This is a genomic window from Streptosporangium sp. NPDC048886, from assembly GCF_055586905.1.
The window spans coordinates 265,417-280,785 of the sequence record NZ_JBVJHH010000008.1; the positions used below are offsets into that span (position 1 = coordinate 265,417).

At 73.4% G+C, this 15,369-nt stretch carries 4 protein-coding genes; all 4 read left to right on the plus strand.

Going from position 1 to position 15,369, the window contains the following annotated elements; genetic code table 11:
• Nucleotides 1-149: 149 nt before the first annotated feature.
• Nucleotides 150-2,003: a fatty acyl-AMP ligase gene (locus ACZ6R6_RS12655; protein ID WP_470092770.1), complete on the plus strand. Its 1,854-nt coding sequence runs from the start codon at nt 150-152 to the stop codon at nt 2,001-2,003.
• Nucleotides 2,004-2,005: 2 nt separating this feature from the next.
• Complete coding sequence (locus tag ACZ6R6_RS12660; protein ID WP_306867901.1) at nt 2,006-2,275, plus strand: acyl carrier protein; 270 nt, start codon at nt 2,006-2,008, stop codon at nt 2,273-2,275.
• Nucleotides 2,275-4,674, plus strand: a complete 2,400-nt coding sequence (locus tag ACZ6R6_RS12665) for an MMPL family transporter (RefSeq protein ID WP_470092772.1) — start codon at nt 2,275-2,277, stop codon at nt 4,672-4,674. Before ACZ6R6_RS12660 ends, ACZ6R6_RS12665 begins: the two co-directional genes overlap by 1 nt.
• A gap of 175 nt (nt 4,675-4,849) precedes the next feature.
• Nucleotides 4,850-15,369 (plus strand): amino acid adenylation domain-containing protein (locus ACZ6R6_RS12670; RefSeq protein WP_470092774.1); only part of this gene is annotated, 10,520 nt, incomplete at its 3' end.

Below are 15,369 nucleotides of genomic sequence, written 5' to 3' on the forward strand. Positions count from 1 at the left end.
GTGCTGGCACGGGGTGAAGGGAGAATTCGCTGGCGGCAAAATACTAAATTTCCGCATAAAACCGAGCGGTAGCTTGTGCGGCGCAGGCCTGGGACCGGCTGATCTTTCCTCTTATGTTGGGTGGTCTTGCCGTCACGGGAGATGACCAGATGTCCTTTGTGCAGCGGGTGCGCGCGCAGGCCGGCCGGTACGGGCACGGGCGGTCGTACACCTTCGTGGAGGACCGCAGGGGCGAGCTCGCCGAGACCCGCCTGACCTTCGCCGAGATCGACGGGCGGGCCGGGTCCATGGGGGCGTGGCTGGCCGGGCGGCGGATGACGGACCAGACGGCCCTGCTGCTCTACCCCGCCGGGCTGGAGTTCCTGACCTCCTTCCTCGGCTGCCTGTACTCCCGTGTGATCGCGGTGCCCTCGCCGCTGCCGCAGACCGACCCGCGCGCGCTGGAGCGGGCGGAGGGCATCATCAAGGACGCCGACGTGCGGATGGTGCTCACCGACTCGGCCAACCAGGCCATGCTCACCCGGTGGCTGCGCGACGTCGGCCTGGACGGCACGGTCGAGTGCGTGGCCACCGACGCCCTGACCCTGCCCGGCGCCGGGGCCTGGACGATGCCGGAGACCGGCCCCGACACCCTCGCCTACATGCAGTACACCTCCGGCTCCACCAGCGAGCCGCGCGGCGTCATGCTCACCCACGCCAACCTGCTCCACAACGAGGAGGAGATCTGGCGGGCGATCGGCTCGCCGGAGGAGGGCGTGGGGGTCGGCTGGCTGCCGCACTACCACGACATGGGCCTGATCGGCATGCTGCTCCAGCCGCTCTACGCGGGCGGCGACCTGTACTTCGCCTCGCCGATCGCCTTCGTCATGCGCCCCGCGCTCTGGATGGAGATGATCAGCCGTTACCGGGCCGGATACACCGTCGCGCCGAACTTCGCCTACGAGTGGTGCGCCGCCCGGGTCACCGACGGGCAGCTCGCCGGCCTCGACCTGTCCAGCCTGCGGTTCGCGCTCAACGGAGCCGAACCGGTCCGCACCGGCACGCTGCGCGCCATGGCCGACCGCTTCGGGGCCGCCGGCTTCAGCGAGAAGGCATGGGCGCCGGCGTACGGCATGGCCGAGGCCACTCTGGTGGTCACCGCCACCCCCCTGGGACACGGGCCGCTGATCCGCCGGTTCGACCCCGGCGCGCTGGAGCGGCACCGGGCGGTCCCCGCGCAGGACGGCGTGGAGCTGGTCGGCTGCGGGCGGCCGATCAGCATGGCCGTGCGCATCGTCGACCCCGGGACCCGTGCGGTTCTGCCGGAGGGGAGGGTCGCCGAGATCTGGGTGCGCGGCGGGAGCGTCGCGAGGGGCTACTGGCAGCGCGCGGAGGCCAGCCACGACGCCTTCGGCGGGCGCACCGCCGACGGCGACGGGCCGTTCCTGCGGACCGGTGACCTCGGCTTCCTGCTCGACGGCGAGCTCTACGTCACCGGCCGGATCAAGGACGTCGTCATCGTCAACGGGCGCAACCTCTACCCGCAGGACCTGGAGGAGACGGCCCGGCAGGCGCATCCGTCGCTGGGCGCCGCGGCGGCCTTCGGGGTCGAGGCGGCGGGGGAGCACGTGGTGCTCGTCCAGGAGGTCCGCAGGCAGCGTCTGGACGGCGCCGGCGCCGGGGAGGTCGCCCGCCGGGTCCAGGGAGAGCTCGCCCGCGCCTTCGGCCTGCCGTCGATGAGCGTCGTGCTGGTCGAACGCGGCGGGGTCGGCAAGACCACCAGCGGCAAGATCCAGCGTTCCCGCACCCGCGACCTGCTGCTGGCCGGGGCGCTACCCGTCGTCCACGCCGAACTCACCCCGGCCGTCGCCGAACTCGCCCCGGCCGTCGGCGGGGGCGCCGTACCGGCCGGGGACGACACCACGGCAGCCGGCGGCACGGTGCCGGCCGCGCACGCCGTACCGGCCGCCGACGCCGTACCAGGAGCCGTGCCGGCCGCGCACGCCGTACCGGAAGGAGTGTGAACATGTCCGCCGACGCCGGGATCGCCACCGACCTGGACAGCATTCGGGGCTGGCTGCGGGCCCAGGTTGCCTCGTACGTGACGCGCGCGCCGGAGGAGATCGATCCGCTGGTCCCCTTCGCCCAGCACGGCATGGACTCGGTCTACCTGCTCAGCCTCTGCGGCGACATCGAGGCGGAGTACGGGCTGGAGGTCGAGCCGACCCTCGCCTGGGAGCATCCGACGGTCGCGGCCATGGCCGACCACCTCCGGGGACGGCTGAGCGCGGGCTGATGACCGCTCTGCTGTGCGGCCGGCGCGCGAAGTGGGTGGTGCTGGTCATCTGGCTGGGCGTCATCGGGATCGCCGGGTCCTTCGCCGGGCGGCTGGAGTCGGCACAGAAGGACGACATCGCCGCCTACCTCCCGGAGAAGGCCGACTCCGCGCAGGCGGTCAAGCGCATTCTCGGCATGCAGGGGGAGAGCCTCTCCCCGGCGACGATCGTCTACGAGCGGCGCGAGGGCCTCACCCGGGCCGACGAGGACGAGATCGCCCGGGACATGAAGGCCTTCGCCGGGGTCGCCGGGGTGGTGGCGGAACTGCCCGCGCCGACCGGCGGCAGGACCTTCGGGCGGGCGGAGTTCGACAGGGAGCTCAAGCCGTACCGGGACGCGGAGGGGAGGCTGCCGGAGCCGCTGCGGGTGGTCGAGCGGAAGCTCCGGCTGCCCGCGCCGGCCAAGACGGTCAAACTGATCGCCTCGCAGCGGTCCAAGGACGGCCAGGCCGTCCAGGTCGTGGTCATCGTCAGGGACCAGGGCGGCCGGGAGACGGCCGAGGTCGTCGAGCGGGTGCGCCGGGTCGTCGACGCGGGCCGGCCCGCCGGGCTGGCCGCGCACATCACGGGCATGGTCGGCTTCCAGGCCGACGCGCTCGCGGTGTTCTCGACCGTGGACACCGACCTGCTGCTGGCCGCGATGGGCGTGGCGGTGGTGGTACTGCTGATCACCTACCGCAGCGTGGTCCTCTGGCTGTTCCCGCTGGGCGTCGTGCTGGTGGGACTGGTCGTCGCGATGGGGGTCAACTACCTGCTCGCCGCAGCGGAGGCGATCACGGTCAGCAGCGTGGCGGTCTCGCTGCTGATGGTCCTGGTGATCGGGGCCGGCACCGACTACGCGCTGCTGGTCATCGCCCGCTACCGGGAGGAGCTGGGCAGGCACGAGGACCGGCACGAGGCGATGGCGGTCGCGCTGCGCCGGGCCGGGCCGGCGGTGGTGGCGAGCGCGGCGACCGTGGTGGCCGGGCTGCTGTGCCTGCTGGTGGCCGACCTGAACTCCACCAAGGGGCTCGGGCCGGTCTCGGCGGTCGGCGTGGCCAGCGTGATGCTCGCCATGATGACGCTGCTGCCGGCCGTGATGGTCGTCTTCGGGCGGTGGGTGTTCTGGCCGCTCGTCCCGCGCTGCCGGCCCCCCGGAGGCGAGGGCCGGCGCGGGCCGGCGGGGACGTCCGGGGATCTCCCCGCCGACGCCGGCCTCTGGGGCACTTTAGGGCGGAAGATCGCGAAGAATCCAAGGCTGGTGTGGGTCGTCACCGTCATCGGGCTGGGCGTCTGCGCCTCCGGGCTGGCCTCCTACAAGGCGGGCGGTCTGAGCAACGCCGACGTGTTCCTCGGCAGGCCGGACTCGGTGGTCGGGCAGGAGGCCGCCGCCAGGCACTTCCCGGCCGGCGCGGCCGACCCGGTCCAGGTGGTCACCACCGAGCAGTACGTCAGGGACGTGATCGTCGACACCGCCCAGCGGCCCGAGGTCACCGCGATCTCGCTGGGCGCGGCGGGCAACGGCGACATCCTGCTCAACGTGAGCGTGCGCGCCGGCAACGGGGAGGAGTCCGAGCAGCGCCAGGTGCTCGCCCTGCGCGACCGGCTGCGGGCGGTGGCCGCCCCGGACGTCCACGTGGGCGGGAACGTGGCGCTGGTCGCCGATCTGGAGCGGGGCGCGCAGCGGGACCGCACCGTGATCATCCCGCTGGTGCTGCTGGTGGTCTTCGTGGTGCTGGCCCTGCTGCTGCGCTCGCTCGTCGCGCCGCTGCTGCTGCTGGCGACCGTCGTGGTGTCGTTCCTGGCGACGCTGGGGATCAGCTCGCTGGCCTTCGCCCACCTGTTCGGCTTCGCCGGGGTGGACCAGGGGTTCGTCCTGCTGGTCTTCGTGTTCCTGGTGGCGCTGGGGGTGGACTACAACATCTTCCTGATGCACCGGGTGCGGGAGGAGGCGCACCGGCACAGCACGGCGCACAGCGCGATCCTCGGTCTCGGCGCGACCGGCGGCGTGATCACCTCGGCCGGGGTCGTGCTCGCGGGCACCTTCGCGGTGCTCGTGGTGCTCCCGCTGACGCAGACCGTGCAGATCGCCTTCGCCGTGGCCGTGGGCGTGCTGCTCGACACGATGATCGTCCGCTCGGTGCTCGTGACGGCGCTGACCCTGGACGTCGGCGACGCCGTCTGGTGGCCGAGCCGGCTGGCCAGGGGGCTGTCCTGGTGGCACCGCGCGGGGCGGCCGGTCCGGCGGCCGGGCCCCGGGGTGCGGCCCCAGGTCATGCTCCGGCCCCGGGGGCTGGTACGGCCCCGCGTCATGCTCAGATCCAGTCGCGTTGTCTTGGGAAAAGGCGGAAAAATGAGGGGCGAGTTTAGCGGCAAATGACAAATTGGATTATTGCGATGTAGATCACACCTATGGTTTACTGCCAGGTAACAAATGTGGGGCGGATTGTCGCACACAATGCGTTTCTACCCCGCTGAGGTGCTGATACGCACCCATCAGGCATTCTCCGGCCAAGATGGAAAGCGTGGCGATGGTGCTTATTCCGCGTTCTTTCATGCCATTGTCCGCGGCGCAGAGTGGGATTTGGCACGCTCAGCGGATCACTCCCGATGACCCGATCCATATCGCCCAGTACATCGAGATCTCGGGGCCGGTGGACCCGGTGGTCTTCGCCTCGGCCGTCCGCCTGGCGGCCGGGGAGGTGGACGCGATCCAGGTCCGGATCGTCGAGGGCGGGCAGGTCGCCGAGGGCTGGGAGCCGCACTGCCCCTTCCTCGACCTCGGGGACGAGCGGGCCGCGCTCGACTGGATGCGGGCCGAGCTGTCCGCCCCCCTGGGCGGGGACTCGCTGCTGGCCACCGCCCTGCTGCGGGTCGCCGACGACCGCTACTTCTGGTACCTCCGCTGCCATCACGTGATCATGGACGGCTACAGCGGGCCGATGATCGCCCAGCGCCTGGCCGAGGTCTACACCGCGCTGGCCGAAGGCCGCGACCCCGGACCCGGCGGACTCGGATCGCTGACCACGCTGCTCGAAGAGGACGCCGCCTACCGCGCCTCCGGCCGCTTCGGAGCCGACCGCCGTTACTGGCTGGACCGGCTCGCCGACCTGCCCGCCATACCCGTCCTCTCCTCCGGCGCCGCCGTCGCCACCTCGCGCTTCCACCGGTGGAGCGCGAGGCTGGGGGAGGGCGACGCCGCCGCGCTGACGGAGGCGGCGCTGTCCCACGGGACGGCCGTGTCCGGGCTCATGATCGCCGCCACCGCGGCCTACGTCGGGCGTCTCACCGGAGCCCAGGAGGTGGTCCTCGGGCTGGCGGTCACCGCCCGGACCACCGCGGCGGCCCGGCGCACCCCCGGCATGCTCTCCAACGTGCTCCCGCTCCGCCTGGCCGTACCGCCGCAGACGACCTTCCGAGAGCTCGCCGGGCAGGTCACCAAGGAGGTCGGGCGGCTGCTGGTGCACCAGCGCTACCGGTATGAGGACCTGCGCCGGGAGGTGGGCGGGCGGCTGTTCGGGCCGGTGGTCAACATCATGCGGTTCGACTACGACCTGAAGTTCGCCGGTCACGCCGCCACCGCGCACGCGCTGTCCACCGGGCCGGTCGAGGACCTGTCGATCAACCTCTACGACGGGTCCGACGGGCGCGGCGTCCGCATCGACTTCGACGGCCACCCCGAGCTGTACGGCGAGGCCGAACTGGCCGGCCACCACGACCGGTTCCTGCGCTGCCTGGCCCAGATCGCCCAGGCCGGGCCGGGGCTGCGCGTCGGCGAGGTCGAACTGCTCGACGAGGCCGAGCGGGCGCTCCTCGACGGCTGGGCCGGCGCGTCGCGCGAGGTGCCGCCCGCGGCGGCCGGCGGCACCGCCGTCACCCTGTTCGAGGAGCAGGTACGGCGGCGCCCCGAGGCCGTGGCGGTCGTCGCCGGGGACGCCGAGATCACCTACGCCGAGCTGAACGCCCGGGCCAACCGGCTGGCGCACCACCTCATCGCCCGGGGTGCCGGACCCGACCGCCACGTCGGGCTGTCGATGCCCCGCTCGCTCGACATGGTCGTGGCGTTCCTGGCGATCCTCAAGTCCGGCGCCGCCTACCTGCCGCTGGACCCGGAGTATCCGCCGGACCGCCTCGCGATGATGCTCGCCGACGCCGCACCGCCGATCGTGGTCACCTGCGCGGCGGCGGGGTTCCGCCCGCCGCCCGGTCCCGGTGCCGGGGACGGTCTCTCCGGCGCCGAGGTCGTCATGATGGACACCTGGACCGGAGACGGCCTGCCCGACGGCGACCCGGTGACCGGGCTGCTGCCCGGCCACCCGGCCTACGTCGTCTACACCTCCGGCTCGACCGGCCTGCCCAAGGGCGTGCTGGTCACCCACGCCGGCCTGCCGAGCTACGCCCGGACCGGGATCGAACGGTACGCGGTGACCGAGGACAGCCGGGTGCTCCAGTTCGCCTCGATCGGGTTCGACGGGGCGGTGCTGGAGTGGCTGATGGCCTTCTCCTCGGGCGCGGCCCTCGTGCTGGCGCCCCCCGGGGTCTACGGCGGGGAGCCGCTCGGCCGCTTCCTGGCCGAGGCGCGGATCACCCACGCGTTCGTCACCCCGGCCGCGCTGGCGACGGTCCCGGAGCGGCCGCTCCCCGACCTGCGGACGCTGCTGGTCGGCGGCGAGACCTGCCGTCCCGAACTGGTCCGCCGCTGGTCCGCCGGCCGCCGGATGATCAACGTGTACGGTCCGACCGAGACGACCGTCGTGGTCGCCGCCAGCGACCCGCTGACCTCTCCCGAGGACACCCCGATCGGCCGCCCCGTCCACGGCACCCGCCTCCACGTTCTGGACCCCGGCCTGCGCCCGGTGCCGCCCGGCACGGCCGGCGAGCTGTACGTCGCCGGTCCGAGCGTGGCGCGGGGCTATCTCAACCGGCCCGGCCTGACCGCCGAGCGCTTCGTCGCCGACCCGTCGCGGCCCGGCGGCCGGATGTACCGCACCGGAGACCTGGTCCGCTGGGACGCCGACGGCCGGCTCCACTACCTGGACCGGGCGGACCGGCAGGTCAAGATCCGTGGCTTCCGGATCGAGCTGGGAGAGATCGAGAGCGTGCTCGCCGGCCACCCCGGCGTCGGCCAGGCGGCGGTGCTCGCCCGTGCCGACCGGCCCGGCGACCGGCGGCTGGTCGCCTACGTGACCGGTACGGCGGGCGCCGACGAGCTGCGCGCACACGCCAGGCTGTCCCTGCCCGACTACATGGTCCCGGCCGCGATCGTGGCGTTGGCGGAGATGCCGCTCACCGCCAACGGCAAGCTCGACCGGCGCGCCCTGCCCGAGCCTGAGCCGGAGACCTCCGGCCGGGAGCCCGCCACGGACCGGGAGCGGCTGCTGTGCGGGCTGTTCGCCGAGGTGCTCGGGCTGCCCCGGGCAGGGGCCGACGACGGCTTCTTCGACCTGGGCGGGGACAGCATCCTGGCGATCCAGCTCGTCGCCCGCGCCCGCGAGGCCGGGCTGGGCCTCACCCCCAAGCACGTCTTCCAGCACCAGAGCCCGCAGGCGCTGGCGCTCGCCGCGGAGGAGGCGGTGGAGGCGCCCGCCGCCGGCGACGGAGGAGACGACGGTGTGGGGGCCGTCCCGGCCACCCCGATCATCGCGTGGCTCGCCGAGGGCGAGAGACCGGCCGACGGCCTGACCCAGAGCGTGGTGCTCCGGGTCCCCCCGGGCCTCGGCCTGGACCACCTCACCGAGGCCGTGCAGGCCGTACTGGACCACCACGACGCGCTGCGGCTGAGCGGGACCGTTCCGGGAGGGCTGGAGGTGCTGCCGCGCGGAGCGGTCCGCGCGGCCGGCCAGGTGCGGCGCGTCGAGGTCACCGGGGACCTGGACGAGGCGGTCGCCGGGCAGGCCGGGCCGCTGCGCGCCGCGCTGGACCCGGCCGCGGGGCGGATGGCCGCGGTCGCCTGGCTCGACGCGGGCCCCGAGCGTCAGGGCCGGCTCCTGCTGACCCTGCACCACCTGGCCGTCGACGGCGTCTCCTGGCGGATCCTGCTGCCCGACCTCCTGGCCGCCTGGACCGCCGCCGCCACCGGCGCCCCCCACACGCTCCCCGCGCCCACCACCTCCTTCCGTGCCTGGGCACGGCGGCTCCAGGCCGAGGCCGTCACCCCCGCCCGCCTGGCCGAACTCCCCATCTGGACCGCGCTCCTGGACCCCGGGCCGGGCGGCGGCGCGGGCCCGGCGGCCCGGCGGCGGGGGAGATGGGGGGACCGGCGCGAGCGGGTCGTGGAGCTCCCCGCCGAGGTGACGGGACCGCTGCTGGGCAGGGTCGCCGCGGCCTTCCACGGGCGGGCCGACGACGTGCTGCTGGCCGGGCTCGCGGCGGCGGTCGCCAGGTGGAGCGGGCACCGGCCGGTCCTGATCGACCTGGAGGGGCACGGCAGGGAGGACGTCTTCCCGGGGGTCGACCTGTCCCGGACCGTCGGCTGGTTCACCGCCATGCACCCCGCGCGGATCGACGCGGGACCCGTCGACTGGAGCGACCTCAGGAACGGCGGGCCGGCCGCCGCCCAGGCCGTCAAACGGGTCAAGGAGCAGCTCCGCGCCCTCCCCGACTCCCTCAGCTACGGCCTGCTGCGCTATCTCAACCCCGGCACGGCACCCGTCCTCGCGGCCCTGCCCCGGCCCGAGATCGGCTTCAACTACCTCGGCCGGATCACGGCCTCGGGCCGGGACTGGGAGCCCGACATCGACGGCCCGTCCGGCGGCCTGTCCGGCGGCCAGGACGCCGACGCCCTGCTCAGGCACGGCATCGAGATCACCGCGGTCGCCCTCGGCGACACCCTCCGCGTCACCTGGACCTGGGACCCGGGCCACTACGCCGAGGACCGGATCGCCGAGCTGGCCGCCGCCTGGTCGGAGGCCCTGACCGGCATCTCCCGGCACACCGGCGGCGCCCTCACCCCCTCCGACATCACCGCCCCGCTCACCCAGGACGACCTCGACGCTCTCGGGCCGGACCTGCAGGACGCCTGGCCGCTCGCCCCGCTCCAGCGGGGCCTGTTCTTCCACTCCCTGCTGGCGGTCGACGTCTACACCGCCCAGCTCGTGCTGGACCTCACCGGCCCCCTCGACGCCGCCAGGCTCAGGGCCGCCGCCGAACACCTCCTCCGCAGGCACCCCAACCTGCGCGCCTCCTTCGAGCTCCGCCAGGAGCCCGTCCAGCTCGTGCACCGCCGGGTCGAGGTGCCCTGGCGGGAGGTCGTCACCGCCGACGCCGAGGGCGTGGCCGCCGAGGAGCGGGCCCGCCGCTTCGACCTCGCCAGGCCCCCGCTCCTGCGGTTCGCCCTGGTACGGCTCGCGCCGGACCGGCACCGGCTGATCCTCACCAACCACCACATCCTGCTCGACGGCTGGTCCACCCCGCTGCTGGCCGCCGAGCTGTTCGCCCTCTACGGCGGGGCACAGCCCCCCGCGGCCCCGCCGTACAAGGGGTATCTGGCCTGGCTGGCCGGCCAGGACCAGGCGGCGGCGGCCGCGGCCTGGAGGCGGGCCCTGGACGGCCTGGACGGTCCCACGCTCCTCGCCCCGCACGCCCCCGCCGACCCGGTCATGCCGGAGCGCGTCACCGCCGAGCTCGACGACGGCCTGACCCGGGCGCTCAGCGCCCTGGCCCGCACCCACTCCACCACCCTGAACACGGTCATGCAGGCGGCCTTCGGCCTGCTGCTCGCCCAGCTCACCGGCCGCGACGACGTCGTCTTCGGCGGCACCGTCTCCGGCCGGCCGGCCGAGCTGCCCGGCGTCGAGCGCATGATCGGCCTGTTCGTCAACACCCTGCCGGTCAGGGTGCGGCTCCACCCGGCCGAACCGGCGGGAGACCTGCTGCGCAGGCTCCGCGACGGGCAGGCCGAACTGCTGGCCCACCACCACCTCGGGCTGACCGAGATCCGGCGGGGCGCGCTGTTCGACACGCTGCTGGTGATGGAGAACTACCCCGTCGACCCGCGGACCACGGCCGGGGATCTCCGGCTGACCTCGGCGGACGTGGCCGACGCGACCCACTATCCGATCACGCTGCTGGTCGTCCCGGGGGAGCGGCTCCGCCTGCGGCTGCAGTACCGGCCCGACGTGTTCACCGGGGCGGAGGCCGGAGGGCTGCTGGAACGCTTCCGGCGGCTGCTCGCCGAGCTGGCCGCCGCGCCGGACACCGCCGTCGGGCGCCTCGGCGGGCTCGGCGGCGACGAGCGGGAGCTCGTCCTGCGCCGGTGGAACGGCACGGCGGCGGCCGTACCCGAGGTGACGCTGGCCGGGCTGTTCGAGGCCCAGGTCGCGCGGACCCCCGACGCGACGGCGCTGGTGTTCGAGGGGGCGGAGCTGAGCTACGCCGCGTTCAACGCGCGGGCCAACCGGCTGGCGCGGCTGCTGGCCGAGCGCGGGGCCGGGCCGGAGCGCCTGGTCGCGCTGGTGCTGCCCCGGTCGCTGGAGCTGCTGGTCGCGATGTACGCCGTGGTCAAGGCGGGCGCCGCCTACCTGCCGGTCGACCCGGACCATCCGGCGGAGCGGATCGCCTCGACGCTTGAGGACGCGCGTCCGGTGCTGGTCATCGACCGTGACTGGCTGGCCGCCGCGGACGTGTCCGGATATCCGGCGGAAAATCTCGATGTGCGGCTCGTGCCGGAGAATCCCGCCTACGTGATCTACACCTCGGGTTCGACCGGTCGACCCAAGGGCGTCGTGGTCTCCCACCGCTCGATCGCCAACCGTCTGCTGTGGGCGCAGTCCGAGTACGGCCTGCGCGCCGGCGACCGGGTCCTGCAGAAGACCCCGGCCGGGTTCGACGTGTCGGTCTGGGAGCTCTTCTGGCCGCTGCAGGCCGGTGCCACCCTCGTGATCGCCGGACCGGGCGAGCACCGGGACCCGGTCCGCCTCGCCGAGCTGATCGACGCCGAGCGCGTCACGACCGTCCACTTCGTCCCCTCCATGCTCGCCGCCTTCCTCGCCGGGGACCCGGCGCCGGCGTCCCTGCGCCGGATCATCTGCAGCGGCGAGGCGCTCCCGCCGGAACTCGCCGACCAGGCGGTCGAGCGGCTGGGCGTCCCGGTCCACAACCTCTACGGCCCGACCGAGGCCGCGGTGGACGTCACCTTCTGGGAGCACCACCCCGAGCCGGGCGCCGTGACCGTCCCGATCGGCCGCCCGGTCTGGAACACCGGCGTCTACGTGCTGGACGCGTGGCTGCGGCCGGTCCCGGTGGGGGTGGCCGGGGAGCTGTATCTGACCGGAGCCCAGCTCGCCCGGGGGTATCTGGGGCGGGCGGGGCTGACGGCGGAGCGGTTCGTGGCGTGTCCGTTCGGTCCTGCTGGTGGGCGGATGTATCGCACGGGTGATGTGGTGCGGTGGCGTGCGGAGGGGTGTCTGGAGTATGTGGGGCGGGCCGATCTCCAGGTGAAGGTCCGGGGGTTCCGGATCGAGCCCGGCGAGGTGGAGGCGGTGCTGGCCCGGCACCCGGCGGTGTCGCAGGTGGCGGTGGTGGTGCGGGAGGACCGGCCGGGGGACCGGCGGCTGGTCGCCTACGTGGTCCCCGCTCCGGCGGGTCCGGTCCGGGGGGAGGCGGTCTCCGCGCCGGCGGCGGCTTCGGCGGTTTCGTCGACCTCGCTGACCTCGCCGGCTGAGGTGGATGTGGCGGAGGTGCGGCGGTGGGCGGCGGGGGTGTTGCCGGAGTTCATGGTGCCGTCGGTGGTGGTGGTGTTGGGGGCGTTGCCGGTGACGGTGAACGGGAAGTTGGATCGGGCGGCGTTGCCGGTGCCGGAGGTGGCGGTTTCGGGGCGGGGGCCGCGGACGCCGGTGGAGGAGGTTTTGTGTGGGGTGTTCGCGGAGGTGTTGGGGGTGGGGCGGGTGGGGGTGGAGGAGTCGTTCTTCGATCTGGGTGGGGATTCGTTGTCGGCGACGCGGTTGGTGAGTCGGGTGCGGTCGGTGTTGGGGGTGGAGGTGCCGGTCCGGGTGGTGTTCGAGGTGGGGTCGGTGGCGGGGTTGGCGGTGTGGGTGTCGGGGGTGTCGGGGGTGGGGGTGCGGCCGGGGGTGCGGTCGGTGGTGCGGTCGGGGTGGGTGCCGTTGTCGTCGGGGCAGCGTCGGTTGTGGTTTTTGAATCGGTTGGAGCCGGGGTCGGCGGTTTATAACTTGCCGGTGGTGTTGCGGTTGTCGGGTGGGGTGGATGTGGGGGTGTTGCGGGGGGCGTTGGGGGATGTGGTGGGTCGGCATGAGAGTTTGCGGACGGTGTTTCCTGAGGTGGGTGGGGTGGCGTGTCAGCGGGTCCTCGACCCCGCCGCGCCCGTGTTCGAGCACACGCCCCTCGGGGAGGCCGACCTCGCCGACGCGCTGCTCTCCTCCGCGAGCCGGGGGTTCGACCTCGCCGTGGAGCCGCCGCTGCGCGCGGAGCTGTTCACCCTGGGCTCCGGCGAGCACGTCCTGCTGCTCGTGCTGCACCACATCGCGGCGGACGGCTGGTCGATGGCGCCGCTCGCCAAGGATCTGATCACCGCCTACGTGGCGCGTTCCGGGGGGCGGGCTCCGTCGTATGCGCCGTTGCCGGTGCAGTATGCCGATTACGCGTTGTGGCAGCGGGAGTTGCTGGGGGAGGAGTCGGATCCGGGGAGTCTGGTCAGCGCGCAGGTGGCGTTCTGGCGTTCGGCGCTGGCGGGGTTGCCCGACGAGATCGCGCTGCCGGTCGACCGCCCGCGCCCGGCGGTGGCGTCGTACCGGGGCGCCACGGCGCCGGTGGAGATCGGAAAGGAGCTTCACGACGGGCTCGTGGCACTGGCGCGGGAGGCGGGGGCGAGCCTGTTCATGGTGGTGCAGGCCGCCCTGGCGGCACTGCTGACCCGGCTGGGCGCGGGCACCGACGTGCCGATCGGTACGCCGATCGCGGGCCGGACCGATGAGGCGTTGGACGATCTGGTGGGGATGTTCGTCAACACGTTGGTGTTGCGGACCGACACCGGTGGGGATCCGAGTTTCCGGGAGCTGGTCGGCCGGGTGCGGGAGACGGATCTGGCGGCGTACGCGCACCAGGATCTGCCGTTCGAGCGGTTGGTGGAGATCGTCAACCCGGTCCGCTCCATGGCCCGCCACCCCCTGTTCCAGGTGGCGCTGACCTTCCAGAACAACCCACCGGTGAGACTCGGGCTCGACGGCCTGACCGTCGCGGTGGAAGCGCTGGAGACCGGTGTCGCCAGGTTCGACCTGCTGATGTCCCTGACCGAGACGGCCGGCGGCCTGACCGGCGTCCTCGAATACGCCACCGACCTGTTCGACCCGGAGACCGCCGAGGAGCTCGTGTCGAGGTTCCTCCGCCTCGTCCACGCCGTGGTCGCCGACCCCGACGCCCCCCTGAGCGCGATTGACATCCTCGACGCCCGCGAGCGCCACACCATCCTCCACGAGTGGTCGGGGACCGGCTCACCCCCCGGCGTCCTCTCGACGATCGTCGAGGAGTTCGAGGCGCAGGTGGCGCGGTCGCCGCATGCGGTGGCGGTGGTGGGGGCGGGGGCGGAGGTGTCGTACGGGGAGTTGGACGCGCGGGCGGGTGCGCTGGCTGAGGTGTTGGTGGGGTTGGGGGTGGGGCCGGAGCGGTGTGTGGCGCTGGCGATGCCGCGGTCGGTGGAGTTGGTGGTGGCGGTGGTGGCGGTGTTGAAGGCGGGGGGCGCCTATGTGCCGGTGGATCCGGGTTATCCGGCCGATCGGGTGGGGTGCATCGTCGAGGACGCCGCTCCGGTGCTGGGGGTGGCCACCCCGGACACCGAAGGGGTGCTCCCCGCCGGTCTGCCGAGGATCGTGCTGGACGGCCCGCGCATCATGGCGGTCCCGGCTCCCGGGGAGATCGCGGTCCCCGCTGCGGCGGGGCGGCTGCTTCCGGCTCATCCGGCGTATGTGATCTTCACGTCGGGGTCGACGGGGCGGCCGAAGGGGGTGGTGGTCTCGCATGGGGCGGTGACGCGGTTGCTGGCCTCGACGGAGGGGTGGTTCGGTTTCGATGAGACCGATGTGTGGGCGTTGTTCCATTCCTATGCGTTTGATTTCTCGGTGTGGGAGTTGTGGGGGGCGTTGTTGTATGGCGGGCGGTTGGTGGTGGTGCCGTTCGAGGTGAGTCGGTCGCCGGGGGAGTTCGTGCGGTTGGTGGCCGAGCGGGGGGTGACGGTGCTGAATCAGACGCCGTCGGCGTTCTACCAGTTCGTTCAGGCTGAGCGGGACAGCGTGGGGATGGAGCTGTCGCTGCGGTATGTGATCTTCGGCGGTGAGGCGCTGGATCCGGGACGGCTGGAGGAGTGGTACGGCCGCCATCCCGAGACCGCGCCGGTGCTGGTGAACATGTACGGGATCACCGAGACCACGGTGCACGTCACTCATGTCGCGCTGGATCGGAGCATGGCGGTGCCCGGTGCCCGGAGTGTCATCGGCGGGGGTATTCCGGATCTGCGGGTGTATGTGCTGGATGGGGGGTTGTGTCCGGTGCCGCCGGGGGTGGTGGGGGAGTTGTATGTGGCGGGGGCGGGGTTGGCGCGGGGGTATGCGGGGCGGGCGGCGTTGACGGCGGAGCGGTTTGTGGCCGATCCGTTCGGGCCTGCTGGTGGGCGGATGTATCGGTCGGGGGATCTGGCGCGGTGGGATCGTGCGGGGCGGTTGGAGTATCTGGGTCGGGCTGATGCGCAGGTGAAGGTGCGGGGGTTCCGGATCGAGTTGGGGGAGATCGAGAGCGTCCTGGTGCGGCATCCGTTGGTGGCCGATGCCGCGGTGGTGGTGCGCGAGGACCGGCCGGGCGACCGGCGTGTGGTGGCGTATGTGGTGCCGGCCGGCCGTTCCGCCTCGGGTGTGGCCGACAGCGGTGGCTGTGCGGGGTCGGATGCGCTCGCCGGTGGTGGCCGTGGGGCGTCGGGCGGGGTGGCCGGGGGCGACGGCACGCCTGGTGGGGCGGTTGGGGGCGACGGCACGCCGGGTGTGCTGGAGGCGGGGGAGGTGCGGCGGTTCGCGGCGGGGGTGTTGCCGGAGTTCATGGTTCCGGCGGCGGTGGTGGTGTTGGGGGCGTTGCCGTT

Excerpts from the sequence above, each read along its gene's own strand:
- ACZ6R6_RS12655 (WP_470092770.1), top strand. The coding sequence starts at position 150 with ATGTCCTTTGTGCAGCGGGTGCGCGCGCAGGCCGGCCGGTACGGGCAC.
- ACZ6R6_RS12660 (WP_306867901.1), top strand. The coding sequence starts at position 2,006 with ATGTCCGCCGACGCCGGGATCGCCACCGACCTGGACAGCATTCGGGGC.
- ACZ6R6_RS12665 (WP_470092772.1), top strand. The coding sequence starts at position 2,275 with ATGACCGCTCTGCTGTGCGGCCGGCGCGCGAAGTGGGTGGTGCTGGTC.